The following is a 20,440-nucleotide window of genomic DNA, read 5'->3' as shown; positions in this document are numbered from 1 at the left end:
CGTTTCACCCCCGCTCTCCCCTGATTGGGGGACGAGCCGCCGCACCGACCGGCCTACGCTGCACAGCGAAAACTGAATTCCGCAGGACGGAGGAGCCAGTGCCCCATCGGATCGTGCATATGCTCCGGGCGCGCGGGTCGGGCCGCCGCCCCGTCATGCTCGCCATCGCGGGGGACAGCGCGGCGGGCAAGACCACCCTGACCAGGGGGCTTGTGCGGTGCCTGGGGGCGGACCGGATGACGGCGGTCTGCGTGGACGACTACCACCGCTACGACCGCGCCGAGCGCGCCGGGAAGCCGTTCACGGCGCTGCACCCCGACTGCAACCACATCGACATCATGGAGCAGCACCTCCAGCTGCTGTCGATGGGCGAGCCGATCCTGAAGCCGGTCTACGACCACGCGACCGGCGAGCTCGTCCGGCCGGAGCTGGTCGAGCCCCGCGACTTCGTGATCGTGGAGGGGCTGCTCCCGCTGCACACCCGGCTCGCGCGGGCCTGCTTCGACATCACCGTCTACCTGGACCCGCCCGAGCCGCTGCGGCAATCCTGGAAGGTCCGGCGCGACTGCGAGAAGCGCGGCTACAGCCCCGAGCAGGTGATGGCGGAGCTGGCCCGGCGCGAGCCCGAGAGCGCCGCCTACATCCGCCCGCAGCGCAAGCACGCCGACATCGTGGTCCGGTTCGCGCCCGTCGCCGGGCGCCTCGACCCTCCCGGCACCCCGCTGTCGGCCGAGCTGCTGCTGCGCCCCACCATCGACCACCCGGAGCTGGCCGACGTCCTGGAGAGCGGGCCCGGCGACGGCGAGACCGCCATGCACCTGCGCCTCCACCGCGACACCGACGGGCGTCCCGTGGACGCGCTGCACGTCCACGGGTACGTCTCGCCCGAGGAGTCGCAGGTCGTCAAGAAGGCCATCTGGGAGCGCCTGGGCCCCCGCGCCGGGGCGGCCCTGTCCGATCCGGACGCTCTCGGCCGCATCGGCGACACCGGCACCAGCGACCCGCTCGCCATCACCCAGTTGCTCCTGCTCTACCACCTGCTCGACGCGGACCACCGCCAAGCAGCTTGAGCGGAGCGAACGGGGGCGTGGGGGGGGGTCGCCCCCCACAAGCAACACGCATGAGCGAAGCGAACCGGGGGGTGTGGGGGGTCGCCCCCCACAAGCAACACGCATGAGCGAAGCGAACCGGGGGGTGTGGGGGGTCGCCCCCCACAAGCAAAACGCTTGAGACTCCGCGTGCGTGCGGGGAGGCCCCGGGGCCTTGGACCTGTGCCCCGGGCCGCACGTCCGCGGCCGCCGGGAGGGCGTCCTAAGCGGGCGCGAGGGGCGCCCTCCCGGTTCTCTACAGCTCGTGCCAGGGGATCTCGGGGCGGTCGATGGCGACGACCGCGAGCGACTGGCCGCCCCGGATCCTCTCGTCGGGCTCGGGCGCCAGGCGGAAGCGGGCGTCCGGGCGGTGCGAGTCGCCCACGGCAAGGAGCGTGTTCCCCCGGCGGAGGAGGAAGACCGCCACGTCGATGCGGGTCCACTCGCCGGCGTCCTCGGGGACGTCGACGCGGTACAGGGTGCCGTCGCTGTCGAGCGTGCTCGCCAGGTCGTGGTAGATCGCGGCGATGCCCGGGTTGCGGATCGCCGCCGCCGTCACGGCGGGATCGTCGATGTCGACCGGCTCGATGTTCTCGCCGACCAGCCGGAGGGCCTCGGTGATCTCGGCGCGGCGCCCGCCGTCGCGCACCCCGGCCAGGAGGTGGACGGACGGGTCGCCGTTGCGCCGCAGGTAGGCCTCGACGGTCAGCATCACCCGGACCGTCTCGTCGTCGCTGCGGCCGACGACCATGACCGTCCGTGCGTGCTCCAGGCAGGCCCGCTCGAAGGCGGTGTCGTCGAACACGACCACGTCGTACAGCTCCGGGTCGGGGTTCTCCCCCGCCAGCTCGCCCGGCCAGAAGACCGTCACCACCTGCGTCTTCGCGAACTGCGGATCGGCGCGCAGCTGCCGGATGATGCCGACCAGCCCCTCGCGCTCGTACCCGACGATCACGATGTGCCGTCGCCTGTGCAGCCGCGCCTGGCCGTTGGCCCTCATGGCCCGTCCCTTCCCCATCCAGAGCGTCAGCTCGGCGAACATCACCAGCCCCGCGGTCAGCCCCGCGATCATGACGAGCACCCCGCCGATCCGGCCGCCGACCGTGGCCGGGGCCAGGTCGCCGTAACCGGTGGTCGTGCCGCTGACCAGGAAGTACCAGATGTACTGGTGCGGCTTCTTGATCTCGGCGCCGGGCTCCTCGAACACCGCGATGAGCAGCCAGCCCGCCACGAAGGCGGTGAGGAGGACCAGCGCGGGCACGCGCCACGTCCGCCCGGTGATCCGGTGCACCAGGCGCATCAGCACGATCGGCATCCGCGAAGAGTCCCACCAGGCAAAATGCCGCGTCAAGCCTGGACGATCCGGAGTTGCCCCAGGTCGGCCCGGAGTGGGGGTCCGCGTCCGGATCCGGCCGGTCTCCTCAGAGCGCGGGACCCCGTTTCAGGACGCGCGACAGCGCCGCCGCGACCTCCTCGGACAGGCCGCCGTCGGCGGGCGGCTGGGCGCCCGAGTGCACCAGGTCGGCCTGGTCGGGCTCCTCCCGGACGGCGTCGCGGGTATGGCCGCAGTCACGGCACTCCACCTCGCCGAGCCGGCAGACCAGCGCGGCCGAGCCGCACTCCGAGCAGTGGTCCAGCTCGTCCGCCCAGTCGTGGACGACCTGGCACCGGGGGCAGATCAGGACCTGGTGGTCCGCCCGGACCCCGCGCTTCCACGGGCTCGCCCCGCGCACGGGGTCGGTCTGCCGCGCCCCGCAGCGAAAGCAGGGCATCACACCTCCAGGGGTGCGGGGGCCGGTTCCGGCCATCCGGTCCGGATGGCCGCGAAATGAGCCGGAACCGGTCCGGTTCGCTCAGAGCCCGGCGAGCGCCTTGCGGTACTCGTCGATGTCACGTGCGTCCGGGATCGCGTTCACGACCTTCCAGCGGACCACGCCCTCGGTGTCGATGATGAAGGTGCCGCGCTGCGCGACGCCCCTGACCTCGTCGAACACCCCGTAGCGCTGGGCCGTCCCGCCGTGCGGCCAGAAGTCGGCCAGCAGCGGGAACGGGAAGCCCTCCTGGTCGGACCAGGCCCGCAGCGCGAACATCGAGTCGACGGAGACCGCGAGCACCTGCACGTCGTCGCCGGCGCCGTCCCCGGCGACCAGGCTGGACAGCTCGTCGCGGAGCGCGCACAGCTCGCCCGTGCACACGCCGCTGAACGCCAGCGGATAGAACACCAGGACGACGTTCCTGCCGCCCCGGAAGTCCGACAGCCTCACCGGAGTGCCGTGCTGGTCCTTCAGCTCGAAGTCCGGTGCGGTGTCGCCTACGTTGACCGCCAAGATCTCTCCAGCCCCGGCGCTACTTGCGCACCTTGGGGGCGACCAGCCGCGTGCCGGACCACTCCCGGGCCGCGCTGACGCTGCTGGTCTGCGACAGGCCGGCGGTCTGCGCGGCCTCGCCGATATCGCTCGGCTCCACGTGCCCGTCCCGGCCCGCCTTCGGCGTCAGCAGCCAGATGTTGCCGCCGCCGGTGAGCGGGATCATCGCGTCGGTCAGGCCTTCGAACAGGTCGCCGTCCTCCTCGCGCCACCACAGCAGCACGATGTCGACCACGTCCTCGTAGTCCTCGTCGACCAGCTCGTTCCCCGTGAGTTCCTCGACGGAGCGGCGGAGCTCCTCGTCGACGTCCTCGTCGTAGCCGATCTCCTGCACCACCTGGCCCGGCTTGAGGCCGAGCCGTTCGGCCAGGCTGCGCTCAGACTGCGCCTGACCCGCGGTCGCGCTCACGAAAGTCCTCCCATTGTCGTCAGTCCGCACGGTTCGAGCCCTTGTCGCTCTCGGCCCCCCTGGACGGGCGGCCCGCCCGCACCTGTGCGGTGTTTGCGGGACAGTCCACACAAGTGAGGGCCCCTTGCGCAAGTGTCTTCCCGGCTTTTGGTGACCCCATTGGCCCGATTACGAAGATCCCGGTCACCGGACGCCCACCGACCGTGATACCGGCCCGCCCAACTCCGCACCCCGCAGAGAGGCGTCCGGCCGCACCTTGAGGTTCGCGCTGCTCAACCCTGCACCATGTGGCAGGACGACCTCCCACACTCCCCGGTTTACCGTGCTCATTCCTACAGAATGTAGCGGGACGACCCCCACACCCCCCCGGTTCGCGCCGCTCAACCCTGCACCATGTGGGGGGACGACCCCCCACACCCCCCGGTTCGCGCCGCTCATCCTTTGAGAAACGACAGCCGAACCTGCCGATCAGGGTTGTCGACATTAAGGTCGACCAACGCCACCGACTGCCAGGTGCCCAGCGCGAGGCGTCCGCCCACGACCGGCAAGGTCGCGAACGGCGGTACGAGGGCGGGCATCACGTGCGACCGGCCGTGGCCTCGGGAGCCGTGCGCGTGCCGCCAGCGGTCGTCCGCGGGCAGCAGGTCGCCCAGGGCCGCCAGCAGGTCGTCGTCGCTGCCGGAGCCCAGCTCGATGATCGCCACGCCGGCGGTCGCGTGCGGGACGAAGACGTGCAGAAGCCCGTCACCACCCGCGGACGCGGCGAAACGCTCGCATTCCGCCGTGATGTCGTGCACGGCCTCGCCCGTACCGGTGGTCACCCGGACCACGGTGCTCTCCATGATCCCGTGTCTACCCCATCCGCGGCACCGGACGCATCCGCGCCGAGACAGAACCGCACGAGGGACGGATCCGGGGCCGGGCGCCGCGGCTAGCGGGACGCCTTGGCGCGCGGCTCGATGACCGCGTCCGGCCCCGGGTACACGAGGGCCTCGTGGCCGTCGTCGAACCTGACCAGGTACGGCGGGCCGCCGTCCTTGCCCCGCACCTCGACGATCTCGCCCATGCGGTCGGGCTGCCCCACCACGTTGCCGTGGACGTGCAGCCGGTCTCCGATCTTTCCGTTCATACTTCCCCCAAGCTCACCCGTCCGCCGCCGGGGCGGACCGTGCCGGGCGGGTGGGCGCTCGTTCGCGCCCAGGGCGCTCGTCGCTCCCCGCCTCGCAAGTTGCCCACCTCAAACGTTCCCCGCCTCATACGTTCCCCGCACCCGGCCGGAGGGAATCTCCCGGCAGCGTGAAAAAGGTGGTCGCACCGGGTCGGCCCCCGCGCTGACCGGGGACAATGGTTACTGGTTGGTAGAGATGCGTTAGCCGAGATTAGCGGCGACGATGGATCACGAACCGAGGCGACGAACAGTCTGCCGGGACCGGTGGCCTCCCGCGCGGCGGCCCAGGTCTGACCAGCACAGACGGTAAGGACAGAGGGGACCCCGTGGCTTCCGGACGTCAACGCTTTTCGATCATCAGCGACGGGCTGCCGAGCCAGCTGCCCGACATCAACCCGGACGAGACCCGGGAGTGGCTGGAGTCGCTGGACACGGTCATCAAGACCGAGGGCCGCGGCAGGGCGCGCTACGTGATGCTGCGGCTCCTGGAAAGGGCGCGTGAACTCCAGGTCGGCGTACCCGGCCTGCGCAGCACCGACTTCATCAACACGATCCCGCCGGAGTCGGAGCCCTGGTTCCCCGGCGACGAGCATGTGGAACGGCGCATCCGCGCCTACATCCGGTGGAACGCCGCGATCATGGTGTCGCGGGCAAACCGCCCCGAACTCGGCGTCGGCGGCCACATCGCCACCTACGCCTCCGCCGCCTCGCTCTACGAGGTGGGCTTCAACCACTTCTTCCGCGGCAAGGACCACGGCGAGTCCGGCGACCAGGTGTTCATCCAGGGCCACGCGGCGCCCGGCATCTACGCGCGCGCGTTCCTCGAAGGACGACTGCCCGAGGAGAAGCTCGACGGGTTCCGCCAGGAGCACTCGCACCCCGGCGGCGGCCTGTCGTCCTACCCGCACCCGCGGCTGATGCCGGACTTCTGGGAGTTCCCCACGGTGTCCATGGGCCTGACCGCGATCGACTCGGTGTACCAGGCCCGGTTCAACCGGTACCTGTACAACCGCAAGATCAAGGACACGTCCCGCTCGCACGTGTGGGCGTTCCTCGGCGACGGCGAGATGGGCGAGCCCGAGTCGCTCGGCGCGATCGGCCTCGCCGCCCGCGAGGAGCTCGACAACCTCACCTTCGTCGTCAACTGCAACCTCCAGCAGCTCGACGGCCCGGTGCGCGGCAACGGGAAGATCATCCAGGAGCTGGAGTCGTTCTTCCGCGGCGCCGGCTGGAATGTCATCAAGGTCATCTGGGGCCGCGACTGGGACCCGCTGCTCGCGCAGGACGTCGACGGCGTCCTCGTCAACCAGATGAACACGACGCCCGACGGCCAGTTCCAGACGTTCACCGTCGAGTCCGGCGAGTACATCCGGGAGAAGTTCTTCGGCGCCGACCCCCGGCTGCGCAAGATCGTCCAGCACCTGTCGGACGACGAGCTGCGCAAGCTGTCGCGCGGCGGGCACGACTACCGCAAGGTCTACGCGGCGTTCAAGGCGGCCCGCGAGCACGTCGGGCAGCCGACCGTGATCCTCGCGCACACCATCAAGGGCTGGACGCTCGGCTCCGACTTCGAGGCCCGCAACGCCACCCACCAGATGAAGAAGCTCACCAAGGCCGAGCTGAAGGAGTTCCGGGACCGCCTCTACCTGGACATCCCCGACTCGGCGCTGGAGCAGCCGCTGCCGCCCTACTACCACCCGGGCGAGGACTCCGAAGAGATCCAGTACATGCGCGAGCGCCGCGCCGCCCTCGGCGGGTTCCTGCCGAAGCGGGTCGTGCGGGCCAAGCCGCTCAAGCTGCCCGGCGACCCCGTCTACAGCGAGCTGAAGAAGGGGTCCGGCAAGCAGAACATCGCGACGACCATGGCGTTCGTCCGGCTGCTCAAGGACCTGATCAAGGACGAGAACATCGGCGCCCGGTTCGTACCGATCGCCCCGGACGAGTACCGCACGTTCGGCATGGACTCGCTGTTCCCCACGTCCAAGATCTACTCGCCGCACGGGCAGACCTACGACGCGGTCGACCGCAAGCTGCTGCTGTCGTACAAGGAGGCCGAAAGCGGCCAGATGCTCCACGAGGGCATCAGCGAGGCCGGCTCGATGGCGTCCACCATCGCCGCGGGCACCGCGTACGCCACGCACGGCGAGCACATGATCCCGGTCTACATCTTCTACTCGATGTTCGGGTTCCAGCGGACCGGCGACCAGATGTGGGCGCTCGGCGACCAGATGGGCCGCGGGTTCCTGCTCGGCGCCACCGCCGGCCGCACCACGCTCACCGGTGAGGGCCTCCAGCACGCCGACGGCCACTCCCCACTGCTCGCGGCGTCCAACCCGGCGTGCGTCCACTACGACCCGACGTGGGCGTTCGAGCTGGCCCACATCGTGAAGGACGCGCTGCGCCGCATGTACGGGTCGTCCGAGGAGCACCCGAACGGCGAGGACGTCTTCTACTACCTCACCGTCTACAACGAGCCGTACCAGCAGCCCGCCGAGCCCGAGAACCTCGACGTCGACGGGCTTCTCAAGGGCCTGTACCGGCACAAGGCCGCCCCGGAGGTCGCCTCCGGGAACGGCGAGGCCCCGCGGGCGCAGATCCTCGCGTCCGGCGTCGGCGGCCGGTGGGCCCTGGAGGCGCAGCGGCTCCTCGCCGAGGACTGGGGCGTCGCCGCGGACGTGTGGTCGGCCACCTCGTGGAACGAGCTGGCCCGCGAGGCCCGCGCCTGCGACGACTGGAACCTGCTGAACCCCGACGCCGAGCAGCGCGTCCCGTACGTCAGCAGGGTCCTCGACAACGTCGCCGGGCCGATCGTCGCGGTGTCGGACTACATGCGCGCCGTGCCCGACCAGATCGCGCCCTGGGTCCACGGTGACTACACCTCGCTCGGCACGGACGGGTTCGGGTTCTCCGACACCCGCGCCGCCGCCCGCCGGTTCTTCAACGTGGACGCCGCGTCGATCGTCCTCGCGGTGCTCACCCGCCTCGCCCGCCACGGCGAGATCAAGCCGGAGACCCTGACGGAGGCGATCCAGCGCTACAAGCTGAACGCCGAGGTCAGCGACGTCTTCGCGGGCGGCGTAGGCAGCGCCGAGAGCAACACGGGCGGCGACGCGTGAGCTGTGTTGCCCAGGGGGAGCGACCCCCCTGGAACCCCCCGTTGCGAGCCGGGCGATCCTCACGCCACGGTGCAGGTTTCCGTGCCCGTGCGGGTTCGCGTCGTGTCGCTGCGGTCGCCCGGCTCGGCGGGTCGTGCGACTTCCAGGCGCTCAGAGCGCCTTCCAGCCGCCCGACCCGCGGCGGTGGCTGAGGCCAGGGCCGTGTCGGTGACGGTGATCGCGGAGGTGTAGGCCGCGATCATCGCCGGGCCCCGGCGTGGTGAGGGCCCCGAGGTTCGCCTCGGGGCCCTCGCCATGTCCTGGGTCTAGGACGCGGGCGGGGTGAACACGCCGAAGGTGTTGCCGGACGGGTCCTGCAAGTAGGCGAACTTGAGGCCGTTGGTCGTGGTCAGCGGCGGCATGGCGACCTTGCCGCCGGCCTTCACGGTCTGGTCGCAGACGGCTTCGACGTCCTCCACGAGGACCAGGAACATCGCGTGGTTGCGGGACGCGTCCGGCTCGTGGGAGATGCCCCCGGACGGCATGTCGGCGCCCGGGTAGGTGACCAGGTCGTAGCCGTCGGCGTCGGGGTCGAGCGCGAACTTCCAGCCGAACATGTCGCCGTAGAAGCGGCGGGCCTCCTCCGGCGCGTCCGTGCCGACCTGGAACCACGTGACGGTGTTGAAAGCGGGAACGGTCATTGGTCTCCTCCTTGGAACACTGCTGCCGAACAGCGTGGAAGAGCCCCGCGACAGCCCCATGTCGGAGTTTCCGAACGAATTCGATCCGAGCGATCCCGCTCCTCAGGTCCTCCCGGCCCCCTCCATCGCGGTGAAGCCGGTCCGCCAGCTGGAATTGCGCGGCTGCCAGCCGAACGATCTGGCGCGGGCGTTGCTCGCTCCGCGCTGCCAGCCCGCGCGGCCGGTGCCCGGGGACGGGGGCGGAGCCCCGAACGCGGCGGCCAGGACGGGCAACCAGTCCCGGGCGGCCGCCGGCTCGTCGTCGACGATGTTGACCGGGCCGCTCGGCCAGTTGAGGGCGGCGACCGCGGCCCTGGCGGCGTCCTCCACATGGACGAAGGAGGTGACGCCGTCGTCGGCCTGCAACCGGCCGACGAACGCGGCGGCCCGGCCGGTGTCCCCTTCCCCCCGGAGCACATCGGCGACGAGACCGTCCGGCGAGTACCAGGTTCCCGGCCCGTAGAAGGTGCCGTAGCGCAGGACGACGTGCTCGTCCAGTTCGGCGACCGTCTCCTCCAGGGCCGTGATGCCGCCGATCATGTTCGCCCGCGGCGGAGGGGCCGACCGGTCGAGGGGGACGTCCTCGCCGGCCGGCGAGTCCCCGGGTGCGTAGGCCCAGGCGACGGACTGCGCGACAATGCGGGTCACGCCGGCCCGCACCGCGGCGTCGACGAGGTTGCGCGTGCCCTCCCTGCGGATCCGCCCGTTGTCGGCGGGCGTGCCCTTCGCCAGCGCGGTGAGCTGGTGGATCATGGTGTCGGGGGATGCGGCCGCGACCGCCCCGGCCAGGCCGTCGGCGTCGAACACGTCGACCTGGACGGGAGTGGCGCCTTGCGTGCGCAACCGGTCCAGCCCTGCCCGGGTCCGGGCGGTACCGGTGACCTGGTGTCCGGCCTCCAGGAGAAGCGGCACCAAGAACCGGCCCACGACGCCGGTGGCGCCGGCGACGAAGACGCGCACGGCGGGCTCCTTTCTCTGCGGATCTTCGATGGAGCCCGGTGGCCGGGCATGACGGGGCGGTCGAACCGCCCGGCCTCCGGGCACCGCCAACCTACGAGCGGAACAGCCCACTAGGCTGGGCCATTGCATGGACGAAAGATTGGACAGCTTCACGCCTCCCCTCGGGCCCGGCTTCGGTCCGGAGCTGCTCCTGCAGATCCCGCCCCGGGGCGGCCGGCGGCGGGCGGTCGAGGAGGCGCTGCGGTCCGCGATCCGCGACGGGCGGCTCAGGGCCGGGACGCGACTGCCCTCCAGCAGGGAGCTCGCCGACCAGCTCGGGCTGGCCCGCGGGACCGTGGCCGCCGCCTACGAGCAGCTGGTCGCCGAGGGCTGGCTCACCTCGCGTTCCGGATCCGGCACGCGCGTCGCGGCCGGGGCCTCCACGCCGGCCTCCACCGCGCCGGAGCGCCCGGTCCCGGCGGCGCCGCGCCATGACCTGCGTCCCGGCCAGGCGGACAGCAGCTCCTTCCCCCGCGACTCCTGGGGCCGCGCCATGCGCCACGTCCTGCGGGAGGCGCCGGCCGACGCCTTCGCCCGGGGCGACGCCAGGGGGCGCCTGGAGTTGCGCACGACGCTGGCCGCCTATCTGGGCCGCGTGCGCGGGGTCCGTGTCGACCCGTCCCATGTGGTCGTCTGCTCCGGGTTCACGCAGGCGCTCACCCTGCTCACCGAGGTCTTCGCCGAGCTCGGGACGGACCGCGTCGCGATGGAGAACCCGGCGATCGGCGACCATGTCCGCATCGTCTCCTCCCGTCTGGACGTGGCCGACATCGCCGTGGACGCCGACGGGATGTCCTGCGCGGAGCTGTCCGCCTCCGGGGCCGGGGTCGCCGTGTGCACGCCGGCGCACCAGTTCCCGCTCGGGATGAGCATGGCGCCCGCGCGCCGCGCCGACCTGCTGGCGTGGGCGGACGAGGACCTCGGCTGGATCGTCGAGGACGACTACGACGGGGAGTTCCGCTACGACCGCAAGCCCGTCGGCGCGCTGCAGGCCCGCCGGCCGTCCCGCGTCGTGTACGCCGGGTCGGCCAGCAAGAGCCTCGGCCCGGCGGTGCGGCTCGGCTGGATCGCCTGCCCGCCGCCGCTGCTCGAACCGCTGGTCGAGGCCAAGCGCCGGGCGCAACCGACGAGCCCGCTCGAACAGCTCGCCCTCGCCCGCCTGATCGACTCCGGCGGCTACGACCGGCACCTGCGCACGGTCCGCCGCTCGTACCGCCACCGCCGCGACCTGCTCGCCGAGGCGGTGGCCTCCCGGCTGCCGCGCGCGGGTGCGCGGGATCGAGGCGGGCCTGCACGCCATCCTCGAACTGCCGTCCGGCCCGCCCGACGAGGCGGCGCTGACGGCCGCCCTGCGACTCGCGTCGGTCGACGTGCACGCGCTCGGCGCCTACCTGCGCGATCCCCTCGACCGGGAACCGCGGCCCCCGTCGCTGGTCGTCGGGTACGGCAGCCCGCCGGCACGCGCCTACCGGCCCGCGATCGACGCCCTGGTCGGCCGCCTGAGCGAACTCGGAGCCGGCTGACCGGACGGGAGCGCCCGGCTCCGCGACACCAAGCGGCCCAACGATCTGACCGCCGAATGGCCCATCCGATGGGGCCGATCAGGTCCTAGCGTGCCGGGCATGGAAAGCACGCAAGAGTCGGGCACCGTCCTGACGGTGCTCGCGGAGCAGCAGCCGTCGATCCCTGACGGGGCTTGCGCGATGACGGTCCTCATCGAACTGCCTCCCGGCGATCCGGGCACCCCGCCGCACCGCCACGCGGGCCCGGTGTTCGGCTACATGCTCGAAGGGGAGATGGTCTTCGAACTCGAAGGCGAGCCCGAGCGGGTGGTCCGCGCCGGCGAGACGTTCTGGGAACCCGGCGGCGACGTCATCCACTACCAGGCGGCCAACAACCTCACCGACGGGTGGAGCCGGTTCGTCGCCGTGATGATGTGCGTCCCCGGCCGGCCGATGCTCACGCTGGTGGACGACGAGGAGCTCCGGCAGCGGCGGAACCGTCGCGCGCCCCGCGCCTGACCCCCGCGCCACGCCCCGAAGCCCCTCAGATGAGAAAAGAGCAGAGATGACGAACCGTTCCCCGGGCCGGGCACCGGAACCCGGACCGGCCCCCCTCGACACGCCCCTCGACATCTATGACGCGGTCGGGCTCGCCGAACTGATCAGGAACGGCGACCTGCGCGAGAAGGAGGTCCTCGAACTGGTGGCCGACCGGATCGCCACGCGCGATCCGGACATCAACGCCCTCGTCGCCACCCGCCTGGACGAGGCGCGCGACGAGGTGGCACGGGGACTGCCGGACGGGCCGCTCCGCGGCGTCCCGATCGGGATCAAGGACCTCTACTGCGACGTGGCCGGCCTGCCCTCGACCCACGGCAGCCGGATGTTCGAGCACGCGGTCGCGAAGCGGGACGCCGACCTGGTCATCCGCTACCGCGCGGCGGGGCTCGCCGTCCTCGGCAAGACCAACACGGCGGAGTTCGGCGCCAGCGCCAGCACCGAGCCCGCGCTGCACGGGCCGACGAGGAACCCCTGGAACCCCGCCTACTCCGCGGGCGGCTCCAGCGGCGGGGCGGCCGCCGCCGTCGCGGCGGGCATCCTGCCCGCCGCGCACGCCACCGATGCCGCCGGGTCCATCCGCATCCCGGCCTCCGCTTGCGGGCTGTTCGGCATGAAGCCGTCCCGCGGCCTGGTCTGGAACGGTCCGCGGGCCAGTGCCCTGTCCGTCCCGATGGCCGTCTCCCACGCGGTGACCCGGACGGTGCGCGACAGCGCGGCCCTGCTGGACGCCACCGCCGGAACCGTCCCCGGCGCGCCGTTCGCGACCCCCGCCATGGAGGAGCCCTTCTCGGCGGCGGTGCGGCGGCCGCCGGCGCGCCTGCGCATCGGCTACACCACGGTCGCTCCCGACGGCACCCCCGTCGATCCCGAGATCGCCGCCGCCGTCGAGGAGGCCGCCGCGTTGTTCGAACGCCTGGGGCACGAGGTCCGCGCCGCCGGGCCCTCGTTCGATCCGGACCTTCCGGGCAGGGCCCTGGACGTGCTGTTCGGCGCCGGGCTGCGCGGCCTGGTCGACACCGTGGTCCGTGCCCGCGGCCGCGCCCTCGGCGACGAGGAACTGGAGCCGATGACCCGGCGGCAGTACGAGGAGGCGGCCGGCGTCACCGGCAGCGCCGTCCTCCACGCCCTGCAGGAGACGGAACAACTCGACCGCACGGTCGCGGGGTTCTACGCGGATCACGACATCTGGCTGAGCCCCACCGTGCCCGCACCGCCGCCCCGCCTGGGCGTCCTGGACACCGCCGTCCCCGGCACGGCCGACGCGATCGCCCGGTACACCGTGTTCACCCGGATCGCCAACCTGACCGGGCAGCCCGCCGCGTCCCTCCCCTTCGGGCGCGACGCCGCGGGCGTGCCGATCGGCGTCCAGATCACGGCACCGCACGGCCACGACGCGGTCGTCCTGCGGCTGTCAGCCCAGTTCGAAGAGGCCGCGCCATGGGACTGGACGGCCCCCTGGCCTCCCGTGGCCTGAGCACGGCTCATCCACCGGTCGAGCGCCGCGGGCGGCACGCGAAGCCCCGTACCGCTCGATGAGGCCTAGGGCGCGGGCGGGGTGAAGACGCCGAAGGTGTTGCCGGACGGGTCCTGCAAGTAGGCGAACTCGAGACCGTTGCCGTTGCTCAGCGGAGGCATGGCGACCTTGCCGCCGGACTTCACGGTCTGGTCGCAGACGGCTTCGACGTCCTCCACCAGCACCAGGAACATCGCGTGGTTGCGGGACGCGTCCGGCTCGTGGGAGATGCCCCCGGACGGCATGTCGGCGCCCGGGTAGGTGACCAGGTCGTAGCCGTCGCTGTAGGGGTCGAGCGCGAACTTCCAGCCGAACACGTCGCCGTAGAAGCGGCGGGCCTCCTCCGGCGCGTCGGTACCGACCTGGAACCACGTGACGGTGTTGAAAGCGGGAACAGTCATTGGTCTCCTCCTTGGAACGCTGATGCCATCAGCGTGGAAGAGACCCGCGACAGCCCCATGTCGGAGTTTCCGAACGAGTTCGCGAACCGGAACTCCGCCCACACGATCGTGCGGTCCCCGTCCGTCCGGTATCCCCAGCGGTCCGAGAGCGCTTCGACGATCCGCATCCCGCGCCCGCTCTCGGCGCCGTCCTCCGCCTTGACGCGGGGACGCCCGCCGTCTGCCCCGTCATCGGCTACCTCCAGGCGGTGGACGCCCCGTCCGGCCAGGAGGCTGACCGTCACCCAGCCGCCGTCACCCGAGGCCGTGTGGAGGATGGCATTGCAGACGGTCTCGCTCCCGACCGTCATCAGGTCGTCCAGCGCGGGATGGGCCGGGCAGCATGTCCCGAAGGAACCGCCGCGCGTTCGCCACCGACCGGGGAACGCCCGGCAACGTGATCGCGCCGACCACGACCAGGTCGCCGCTCATCACCCCGCCATTCCCCCACTGAACGTTCAGCGGGCCGCCTTTCCGTACACGAGCCGCCACACTCGGTGACATTCTTGAAAGATGCCTTCCGGGAACGCCCCCACCGTTCGCCAGCGCCGGATCGGCTCGGCGCTCCGCAAAGCCCGCGACCGCCACAACCTGACCGTCGCCACCGTCGCCCGCCTCTTCGGCCGCTCCCAGGGCTGGTTGAGCATGGTCGAGAACGGCCTCCAGTTCGTCGCCCCAGAGGAACTCAGCGACTTACTCGACTTCTACGAGATCGAGGACGGCCCCCTCCGCGAATCCCTCCTCCACCTCGCCACCCACAAGCCCGGCACATGGGTACGAGAACGCAAGGGGCGCATCTCCGCCGCCGCTCTGGACCTCGCCAGCCTCGAAGAGGACTCCGCCGAGATCCGCACCTTCGAGCCCAGCATCGTCCCTGGGCTTCTCCAAATCCCCGCGTACATGCGGGAACTCATCGCCGTCGGCCCTGCCAAGCATTCGCGCAACGCCAAGACGCTGGTTGATTTCCGGCTGTCCCGCCAGCGGGTACTCAGCCGTTCAGACCCGCCTTGCTATATGCCGATCATCGCGGAGGCGGTTCTCCACGACCAGGTCGGCGGTGATCCCGCGATCATGCGGGCACAGCTCCAACGGCTGGCCGAAGTCGCTCGGCTTGACCACGTGGACCTGCGCGTACTCCCCTGCACTTCTAGCCAATACCTGTGGTTTGGCAGCCCGCACCTTCTCATCTCCCTGCGTCCGCCCGGCCGGCTCACCGTGTCCGTGGTCGATCAGTTCGCCCAGAGCATCTTCGTGGAGGACGAGGAACAGGTCGCGGCCCATGAGGAGACGTTCGAACTGTTGCGCTCGGCAGCACTGAACAGAACCTCTTCGCTGGAACTCATCGACGAGATAGCGTCGCAATCATGAGCACCCCCGAACTGCCTCAGCCCGCTTGGCGCAAGAGCAGCCACAGCGGCGGCGACGAAGGCAATTGCGTCGAGATCGCCGACCTCAACAACCGCATCGGCATCCGCGACAGGAAGAACCCGGCGGCCGGACACGTCACCCTAACGCGTCAAAACTTCACCAGCCTCGTGGCCCATCTGGCATCACAGCCGTGATCGCGGACCGGGCCAAAGATGAGCTGATCACTGATGGCGCCCACTTCCTTGGGACGACCAAGAAGGATCTGGTGGATGAGGCCGCGCGGGCCTACCTGGCGTCCCGCCGCGAAGAGAGTGGCCCCACCAGCGACTCACGGGCTCCTGAGTGGCGTCCTCGCATCTAGCGGCGCGGCCCGGCCCGGACGCGCGCCAGCGGCACGGCGACGCTGCCGCTCGTCCCGCGCCGTCGCCTGGCCCGTCTCTTCTGTGACGGATCTTGTCTCGCGCACCGGTGCCTGTCGAGAACTGATCTTGGGTTCAAGGGGTCAGTGCATCACCGAAGATGATCTTGATCGTTTCGGAGGTGCGAGTGCGGGACTATGGGTTCTCGACGGCTCGGCAGGAGGAGCTGTGGAGTCGTTGGCGCAGTGGTGAGTCGCTGGGCTGTATCGCCAGGGGCATGGGAGCGCAGCTGCAGCATGTGCGGCGGTTCCTGCTGCAGACCGGTGGACTGAAGAGTCCGCCGCGATGCCGGTCGTTGCGGCACCTGACGGCTGAAGAGCGTGAGGAGATCTCCCGGGGCATCGCCGCGGGCATGTCCGGCAGAGCCATCGCCCGCGGGCTGGGCCGTCCGGCCTCGACGGTCTCCCGGGAGATCGCGCGTAACGGCGGCCGTGAGGCCTACCGCGCCGGCACAGCCGATGCAGCCGCCGAGCAACGAGCCCGCCGCCCCAAGAAGGCGAAACTGGCCGAGCGCCCGGATCTGCGAGTCGTGGTCGAAGAACTGCTCGCACGACGCTGGTCACCACAGCAGATCAGCGGCCGACTGCGCCTGGACTCGCCCGACGACCCCACCATGTGGATCTCCCACGAGACCATCTACCTGGCGTTGTTCGACCCCAGGCGCCGGGCCATCAACCGCCAGTTGTCCCGTCAACTGCGCACCGGCCGCCTGATGCGTCTCCCGCGTAAGGCCCGCCAGCCCAGCGGCCGCGGCCGCATCCGCGACATGCTGCCCATCGGGGAGCGTCCCGCCGAAGCGGACGACCGCAAGACCGGTGGCCACTGGGAAGGCGATCTGGTCATGGGAACCCGGCCCTCAGCCATCGCCACGCTGGTCGAACGCACCAGCCGCCGTGTCTGCCTCGTCGCGCTCCCCGACGGGATCAAAGCCCACCAGGTCCGGCCGCATCTCACCCGCGCCGCTCTGCAGATCGAACCCCACCTGCGGCGAACGCTGACCTGGGACCGCGGCCGCGAGATGGCCGAACACGCCCGCTTCACCGCCGACACCGCCATGCCCGTCTACTTCTGCAAACGTCGCAGCCCCTGGCAGAGAGGAACCAACGAAAACACCAACGGCCTCCTGCGCCAGTACCTGCCCAAGAACCGCGACCTGCGCACATTCACCCAAGCAGACCTGGACGCCATCGCCGCCGACCTCAACCACCGGCCTCGCAAAATCCACGGCTACCGAACACCCAACGAGGTTTACGCTGACCTTTGCGGCCAGGTCGATGCATTGATCCACTGAGACCGCCAACGTTTCCGAGGCAGCGCGGGGGTCCGTCGCTGCCTGGAGGCTGCTGGCCTCGGGGGCGCACCGCCCAGCCCCCGGACGAGGGTCCGCGCGTCGGCGCCACGCCCCCGAGCGGCGCCGCGGCCGCGCCTTCAAGGTTTTGCTGACCCCGCCCGAGGTGCACGCCATCGCCACCCGCGGCGACCAACCAGACGACTAGAAACAGCCGGCCGGCCAGCCACCGAGACGACGCAAGTTGAGTGCGGTGGTCCTGGCGGCCCCGGCGGCCCGTCCGCGCGTCAGTCTGTCCATGGCCTCCCGCTACCCGCACCCGCGTCCCCTCAACGTCGGCCTGGCGGCGGACCCGGAAACCCTGACGGGCGGCGCGAACAATCCCCTGTTCACGGCCGTCTACACAAACGCGTGTTCTGTGGCTGTCCGCCCGTTATCCCTCCTTGCCCCCGGGAGCCCCTGTGTCCAAGACGATCGCGATCCGCCTCGCTCTCGGCGGCCTTCTCCTCGTCGGCGCCGCCGCGTGCAACGGCGACGGCAAGAAGACGGCGGACCGGCCGCCGTCCGCGCCGCCGACGGTGGGCACGCCCTCCGCGGCCACCGGCGCGCCGACGCCGCCCACCACCACGCCGACCACAAGCGCTCCCGCGACCCCGGAGGGCAGCCCCACCGGTTCCGACCTCCCCCGGAGCAAGCAGATCGTGATGATCGATCCGGAGGGCAAGCGCTACACGTTCACGAAGATGGCGCAGGCGTCCGCGAGCATGCGGGCCATCATGGGAAAGAGAATGCCGTCGGACTACTGCGAGAAGTCCTACCGGAAGGGCCTGCAAGAAGGCGGGTCGTTCCCGGCGGGCCGCGACGCCTTCCTGGCCGCCTGCCGCTGGGGCATCCGCCTGAGCGACGCCCACCCCAGGTAGAGGAGCACCAGGTCACCGACCCGCCGACCGGACGGTCGGGATTCGGGGTGCTCCCGCAGGTCCTCGGCGACCTCGGCGAAGTCCCGCCACCCCTCGGCCTTCTGGATCTCCCCAGCGTGCGTGCGGGCCGTGCCGTCACGCTCCCCGTACAGCTTCAGACATGACGCATCCGCGATGTCCAACTGCTCCGCCAGGTACTCGGCCACCCCCGCCGGCACCTGCCGAGGGTCGGCCATGAACCGGCTCAAGAACCGCGACCTGCGCACATTCACCCAAGCAGACCTGGACGCCATCGCCGCCGACCTCAACCACCGGCCTCGCAAAATCCACGGCTACCGAACACCCAACGAGGTTTACGCTGACCTTTGCGGCCAGGTCGATGCATTGATCCACTGAGACCGCCATCGTTAGTGGACGCTGTGAGCGCCGGTCCACCGCGCGGGGCGACGTACGACGGTCGTAAGGGTTGACGAGCATCGGAGCGAAAATCCGCGCTAACGGACGGACATCCGTCCTCCGCCGCCACGTCCTCCACGCCCCAGCACTGGCCATCGCCCGCATGCTCGGCTACACCGACCAACAGACCACCCGCACCGCCGCCGACCAGCCGCTCAGGAGAAGCGCGTGGTCTCGTCGATGTCCGCCATCCTTTTCAGCTCAGTCGGCGTGAATCCCACCGCGCCGCGCAGGTCCGCGCCGTGCAGATCCGCGCCGAACAGGTCCGCGCCGCTCAGATTCGCCTCGCGCAGATCCGCGTCGTTCAGGTGCGCGCCGTCCAGGTTCGCGCCGACCAGGTTCGCGTCGCGCAGATCCGCGCGGATCAGGTACGTGCCGACCAGGTGCGCTTCGACCAGCCCCGCCTCGTGCAGGTCCGCGTCGCGCAGGTCCGCGCCGTTCAAGTTCGCGCGGTCCAGCTCCGCAGCCTTCAGGTTCGCGCCGTTCAGGTTCGCGCCGTTCAGGTTCGCGGCGCCCAGCCGGCTGCCGGGGGCACGGATGGCGTGAAGGTCGAGGGCGTTAGGGACGATCCCAAGGCCGGCGTGAGGGCGGGGCAAGCGTCCCAGGACGGTGAGGGCGGCGGCGACGTCGGTGTCCGGTTCGGACGGGAGCTTGTCGTCCTCGGCCGCAGGCTTGGGGTCCCGTTCGCGGGCGTAGGCGGCCAGAACGTCGGTGATGGCGGGCCGGTCGCGGGCCGAGTCGCGGGCGATGCGTTCCAGCGCGTAGACGGCGGCGGTGCGCACCTCCCGTTTGTCGGAGCCGAGCTGTTCAACGGTCTTGGCGTAGCGGTCGGTGATCTGCCCTTCCTGCGTGGCTTGCAGGGTCAGAGCGGTGGCGATCAGGCTGGCGGCGGTGAACACCGCGCCGAACAGGATGCCGACGCTGTTCCATGTCAGGTGCCGGGCCTGCCGCTGCTGATTGAGCAGGTCAAGGCGGTCCTTGACCGGCAGGGCGGCCAGATCGGCCGCGGTCGGCTCAGGCACCCGCGGACGCTGTCGGCGCGATCGCCGCCACCGTCTGCGGTACGCGACGGGCGGCGGGACCGGGCCGGCGGCCGTCTGTTCGGACGGTGTTTCCGCGTCCGGGCCGGGTGGTGGTGCCGGCGTGGGCTCTGGTTGCGTCATCGGCTCCCCCTGTGGCGTCTGCGGCCCCAAACCGCCCGACAGTCGTCACCAGATCAGACCGATACCACCGCCGAGCAGTTCCCGGGCCTGCCAGCCTGACGCATCGGAACGACCATCCGCGCTATCCCGGCCCAGCCACGCCCGCTAACGCGACTTTTCGTTCCGATGCTGGTCGACCCCCGACTCACCTCGTCCCAGTGTTGAGAAACGTTGGTTTTTGAGACCTGCGCGCTCACCGCGCGGGTTCGCGCTGCCGCTGCTTGGTCGGGGCCCTGGTCACCCTGGCCTGGACTTCCTGGCCGGGTGACCAGGGCGAGGGTGTCAGTGGTCGCAGATGCTTCCCTGCCAGGCCTTTCTGTTCAGGTTGATGAGGTAGGCGATCTGGCAGGTGAGCTTGACGTTGTAGTGCGGGACGCCCCCGACTCGAAGGGTCTTCACGGTGAAGACGTAGGGGCTCCTGTCCCCGGACGTTTGGTGGGTGCAGCCTTCGGCGAAGAACGGCTCGTAGTAGTTGACGCCGATGTCGCCTTTCTCGCAGTTCAGAGTGGTGTCCGCCCTGGCGGGTGCGGCGGCGAGGGCGCTCAGCAGCGCGGTGAGGATGGCGGAGGCGGCCAGGGCGGCCGATGCCCGCCGTGTCCCGCGGCGGATCTTTGTGGGGGTGCGGAGATCGGGGTTCATGGGGGTCCTCCTTGAGGAGAGATGGTTCTTCGGGGTTGGGGGCGGGGGACACCCCTCTAGTGACCGTCCGAACTTGGTTAATGACTCTACGTGAGTAGATAGTTGGAAGATCTCGCGGCAGTGGCGCCCTCGAACCGGCGTGGCGAAGTCGACCGTGCCGCGCGCGAACCGGGCATCTCGGAACGAGACCCGGCCGGTGTTGAAGACGGCGATCTATTTCGGTGCGAGCTCGCTCTCACCCTCGCTCGGCGGAGCTTCGCCGTCTCT

The 20,440-nt window shown here is 70.9% G+C and carries 22 protein-coding genes and 1 pseudogene; 10 read left to right on the top strand and 13 right to left on the bottom strand.

Annotated elements, in window-relative coordinates; all coding sequences use genetic code 11:
* The first annotated feature begins 119 nt into the window (after positions 1-119).
* A complete protein-coding gene (locus tag ABWI07_RS24035; RefSeq protein ID WP_353819953.1) occupies positions 120-1,070 on the top strand; it encodes a phosphoribulokinase in 951 nt (316 codons plus the stop codon).
* A 274-nt stretch (positions 1,071-1,344) separates the two neighbouring features.
* On the opposite strand, the gene ABWI07_RS24030 is transcribed toward ABWI07_RS24035, so the two are convergent.
* The 6 genes from ABWI07_RS24030 to ABWI07_RS24005 all read right to left on the bottom strand — a co-directional run bounded on the left by ABWI07_RS24030 (position 1,345) and on the right by ABWI07_RS24005 (position 4,992).
* Entirely contained in the window at positions 1,345-2,403 is a 1,059-nt protein-coding gene (locus ABWI07_RS24030; RefSeq protein ID WP_353819865.1) for a potassium channel family protein, read from the bottom strand.
* Between the two features lie 106 nt (positions 2,404-2,509).
* On the bottom strand, positions 2,510-2,860 hold the full coding sequence (locus ABWI07_RS24025; protein ID WP_149262239.1) for a hypothetical protein: 351 nt from the start codon (positions 2,858-2,860) through the stop codon (positions 2,510-2,512).
* 81 nt (positions 2,861-2,941) lie between these two features.
* Positions 2,942-3,415 carry a peroxiredoxin gene (locus ABWI07_RS24020; protein ID WP_149262238.1) on the bottom strand — a complete coding sequence of 158 codons (474 nt, stop codon included), beginning with the start codon at positions 3,413-3,415 and terminating at the stop codon, positions 2,942-2,944.
* Positions 3,416-3,434: 19 nt separating this feature from the next.
* Complete coding sequence (locus ABWI07_RS24015; protein ID WP_149262237.1) at positions 3,435-3,863, bottom strand: DUF3052 domain-containing protein; 429 nt, start codon at positions 3,861-3,863, stop codon at positions 3,435-3,437.
* 434 nt (positions 3,864-4,297) lie between these two features.
* Positions 4,298-4,705, bottom strand: a complete 408-nt coding sequence (locus tag ABWI07_RS24010; protein ID WP_149262236.1) for a YjbQ family protein — start codon at positions 4,703-4,705, stop codon at positions 4,298-4,300.
* An 89-nt stretch (positions 4,706-4,794) separates the two neighbouring features.
* Positions 4,795-4,992, bottom strand: coding sequence for a DUF1918 domain-containing protein (locus ABWI07_RS24005; RefSeq protein ID WP_149262235.1), 198 nt, complete (start codon positions 4,990-4,992; stop codon positions 4,795-4,797).
* A gap of 365 nt (positions 4,993-5,357) precedes the next feature.
* Here ABWI07_RS24005 and aceE point away from each other — a divergent pair, with 365 nt between their 5' ends.
* Complete coding sequence (aceE, locus tag ABWI07_RS24000; RefSeq protein WP_353819864.1) at positions 5,358-8,147, top strand: pyruvate dehydrogenase (acetyl-transferring), homodimeric type; 2,790 nt, start codon at positions 5,358-5,360, stop codon at positions 8,145-8,147.
* Positions 8,148-8,452: 305 nt separating this feature from the next.
* Here the strand turns inward: aceE and ABWI07_RS23995 are convergent, their stop codons facing one another.
* Complete coding sequence (locus tag ABWI07_RS23995; protein WP_353819863.1) at positions 8,453-8,827, bottom strand: VOC family protein; 375 nt, start codon at positions 8,825-8,827, stop codon at positions 8,453-8,455.
* Positions 8,828-8,929: 102 nt separating this feature from the next.
* On the bottom strand, positions 8,930-9,826 hold the full coding sequence (locus tag ABWI07_RS23990; protein ID WP_353819862.1) for an NAD-dependent epimerase/dehydratase family protein: 897 nt from the start codon (positions 9,824-9,826) through the stop codon (positions 8,930-8,932).
* A gap of 127 nt (positions 9,827-9,953) precedes the next feature.
* On the opposite strand from ABWI07_RS23990, the gene pdxR reads away from it, so the two are divergent.
* From pdxR to ABWI07_RS23975, 3 genes are read left to right on the top strand one after another with little or no spacing between them, the layout of a single operon-like run.
* Positions 9,954-11,477 (top strand): MocR-like pyridoxine biosynthesis transcription factor PdxR, encoded by a 1,524-nt coding sequence (pdxR, locus tag ABWI07_RS23985; RefSeq protein ID WP_353819861.1) that lies wholly within the window; start codon positions 9,954-9,956, stop codon positions 11,475-11,477.
* A gap of 10 nt (positions 11,478-11,487) precedes the next feature.
* The gene (locus tag ABWI07_RS23980) at positions 11,488-11,886 is read left to right on the top strand and encodes a cupin domain-containing protein (protein ID WP_353819860.1); all 399 of its coding nucleotides are present in this window, start codon (positions 11,488-11,490) and stop codon (positions 11,884-11,886) included.
* Positions 11,887-11,932: 46 nt separating this feature from the next.
* Positions 11,933-13,402, top strand: coding sequence for an amidase (locus ABWI07_RS23975; RefSeq protein ID WP_353819859.1), 1,470 nt, complete (start codon positions 11,933-11,935; stop codon positions 13,400-13,402).
* Positions 13,403-13,467: 65 nt separating this feature from the next.
* Here the strand turns inward: ABWI07_RS23975 and ABWI07_RS23970 are convergent, their stop codons facing one another.
* Together ABWI07_RS23970 and ABWI07_RS23965 are read right to left on the bottom strand one after the other, a co-directional pair.
* Positions 13,468-13,842: a VOC family protein gene (locus tag ABWI07_RS23970; protein ID WP_353819858.1), complete on the bottom strand. Its 375-nt coding sequence runs from the start codon at positions 13,840-13,842 to the stop codon at positions 13,468-13,470.
* Positions 13,839-14,192 (bottom strand): ATP-binding protein, encoded by a 354-nt coding sequence (locus tag ABWI07_RS23965; RefSeq protein ID WP_353819857.1) that lies wholly within the window; start codon positions 14,190-14,192, stop codon positions 13,839-13,841. Before ABWI07_RS23965 ends, ABWI07_RS23970 begins: the two co-directional genes overlap by 4 nt.
* A 202-nt stretch (positions 14,193-14,394) precedes the next feature.
* Here ABWI07_RS23965 and ABWI07_RS23960 point away from each other — a divergent pair, with 202 nt between their 5' ends.
* From ABWI07_RS23960 to ABWI07_RS23945, 4 genes are all read left to right on the top strand, one after another.
* Positions 14,395-15,249 carry a helix-turn-helix domain-containing protein gene (locus ABWI07_RS23960; RefSeq protein ID WP_353819856.1) on the top strand — a complete coding sequence of 285 codons (855 nt, stop codon included), beginning with the start codon at positions 14,395-14,397 and terminating at the stop codon, positions 15,247-15,249.
* The gene (locus ABWI07_RS23955; protein WP_353819855.1) at positions 15,246-15,443 is read left to right on the top strand and encodes a DUF397 domain-containing protein; all 198 of its coding nucleotides are present in this window, start codon (positions 15,246-15,248) and stop codon (positions 15,441-15,443) included. Before ABWI07_RS23960 ends, ABWI07_RS23955 begins: the two co-directional genes overlap by 4 nt.
* 352 nt (positions 15,444-15,795) lie before the next feature.
* Entirely contained in the window at positions 15,796-16,959 is a 1,164-nt protein-coding gene (locus tag ABWI07_RS23950; protein ID WP_502912849.1) for an IS30 family transposase, read from the top strand.
* Positions 16,960-17,417: 458 nt separating this feature from the next.
* Positions 17,418-17,876: a hypothetical protein gene (locus tag ABWI07_RS23945; protein WP_353819854.1), complete on the top strand. Its 459-nt coding sequence runs from the start codon at positions 17,418-17,420 to the stop codon at positions 17,874-17,876.
* Here the strand turns inward: ABWI07_RS23945 and ABWI07_RS23940 are convergent.
* Positions 17,771-18,112, bottom strand: coding sequence for a DUF4158 domain-containing protein (locus ABWI07_RS23940; RefSeq protein ID WP_353819853.1), 342 nt, complete (start codon positions 18,110-18,112; stop codon positions 17,771-17,773). The genes ABWI07_RS23945 and ABWI07_RS23940 overlap by 106 nt on opposite strands.
* Positions 18,113-18,122: 10 nt before the next feature.
* Between ABWI07_RS23940 and ABWI07_RS23935 the strand changes: the two are divergent.
* A pseudogene (locus ABWI07_RS23935) lies at positions 18,123-18,272 on the top strand (IS30 family transposase); the annotation flags it as partial.
* Positions 18,273-18,487: 215 nt separating this feature from the next.
* On the opposite strand, the gene ABWI07_RS23930 reads toward ABWI07_RS23935, so the two are convergent.
* Positions 18,488-19,354 (bottom strand): pentapeptide repeat-containing protein, encoded by an 867-nt coding sequence (locus ABWI07_RS23930; protein ID WP_353819851.1) that lies wholly within the window; start codon positions 19,352-19,354, stop codon positions 18,488-18,490.
* 462 nt (positions 19,355-19,816) lie between these two features.
* A complete protein-coding gene (locus ABWI07_RS23925) occupies positions 19,817-20,173 on the bottom strand; it encodes a hypothetical protein (protein ID WP_353819850.1) in 357 nt (118 codons plus the stop codon).
* Between the last annotated feature and the right edge of the window lie 267 nt (positions 20,174-20,440).

Source organism: Actinomadura sp. NPDC000600 (assembly GCF_040492135.1).
GTDB lineage: Bacteria > Actinomycetota > Actinomycetes > Streptosporangiales > Streptosporangiaceae > Spirillospora.
This window is presented reverse-complemented; position numbering and strand designations above follow the sequence as displayed.

Bases quoted from the DNA above. Each gene is read 5' to 3' on its own strand.
- ABWI07_RS24035 (WP_353819953.1), top strand. From the start codon at position 120: ATGCTCCGGGCGCGCGGGTCGGGCCGCCGCCCCGTCATGCTCGCCATC.
- ABWI07_RS24030 (WP_353819865.1), bottom strand. From the start codon at position 2,403: ATGCCGATCGTGCTGATGCGCCTGGTGCACCGGATCACCGGGCGGACG.
- ABWI07_RS24025 (WP_149262239.1), bottom strand. From the start codon at position 2,860: ATGCCCTGCTTTCGCTGCGGGGCGCGGCAGACCGACCCCGTGCGCGGG.
- ABWI07_RS24010 (WP_149262236.1), bottom strand. From the start codon at position 4,705: ATGGAGAGCACCGTGGTCCGGGTGACCACCGGTACGGGCGAGGCCGTG.
- ABWI07_RS24005 (WP_149262235.1), bottom strand. From the start codon at position 4,992: ATGAACGGAAAGATCGGAGACCGGCTGCACGTCCACGGCAACGTGGTG.
- ABWI07_RS23995 (WP_353819863.1), bottom strand. From the start codon at position 8,827: ATGACCGTTCCCGCTTTCAACACCGTCACGTGGTTCCAGGTCGGCACG.
- pdxR (WP_353819861.1), top strand. From the start codon at position 9,954: ATGGACGAAAGATTGGACAGCTTCACGCCTCCCCTCGGGCCCGGCTTC.
- ABWI07_RS23980 (WP_353819860.1), top strand. From the start codon at position 11,488: ATGGAAAGCACGCAAGAGTCGGGCACCGTCCTGACGGTGCTCGCGGAG.
- ABWI07_RS23975 (WP_353819859.1), top strand. From the start codon at position 11,933: ATGACGAACCGTTCCCCGGGCCGGGCACCGGAACCCGGACCGGCCCCC.
- ABWI07_RS23970 (WP_353819858.1), bottom strand. From the start codon at position 13,842: ATGACTGTTCCCGCTTTCAACACCGTCACGTGGTTCCAGGTCGGTACC.
- ABWI07_RS23965 (WP_353819857.1), bottom strand. From the start codon at position 14,192: ATGACGGTCGGGAGCGAGACCGTCTGCAATGCCATCCTCCACACGGCC.
- ABWI07_RS23960 (WP_353819856.1), top strand. From the start codon at position 14,395: ATGCCTTCCGGGAACGCCCCCACCGTTCGCCAGCGCCGGATCGGCTCG.
- ABWI07_RS23955 (WP_353819855.1), top strand. From the start codon at position 15,246: ATGAGCACCCCCGAACTGCCTCAGCCCGCTTGGCGCAAGAGCAGCCAC.
- ABWI07_RS23940 (WP_353819853.1), bottom strand. From the start codon at position 18,112: ATGGCCGACCCTCGGCAGGTGCCGGCGGGGGTGGCCGAGTACCTGGCG.
- ABWI07_RS23925 (WP_353819850.1), bottom strand. From the start codon at position 20,173: ATGAACCCCGATCTCCGCACCCCCACAAAGATCCGCCGCGGGACACGG.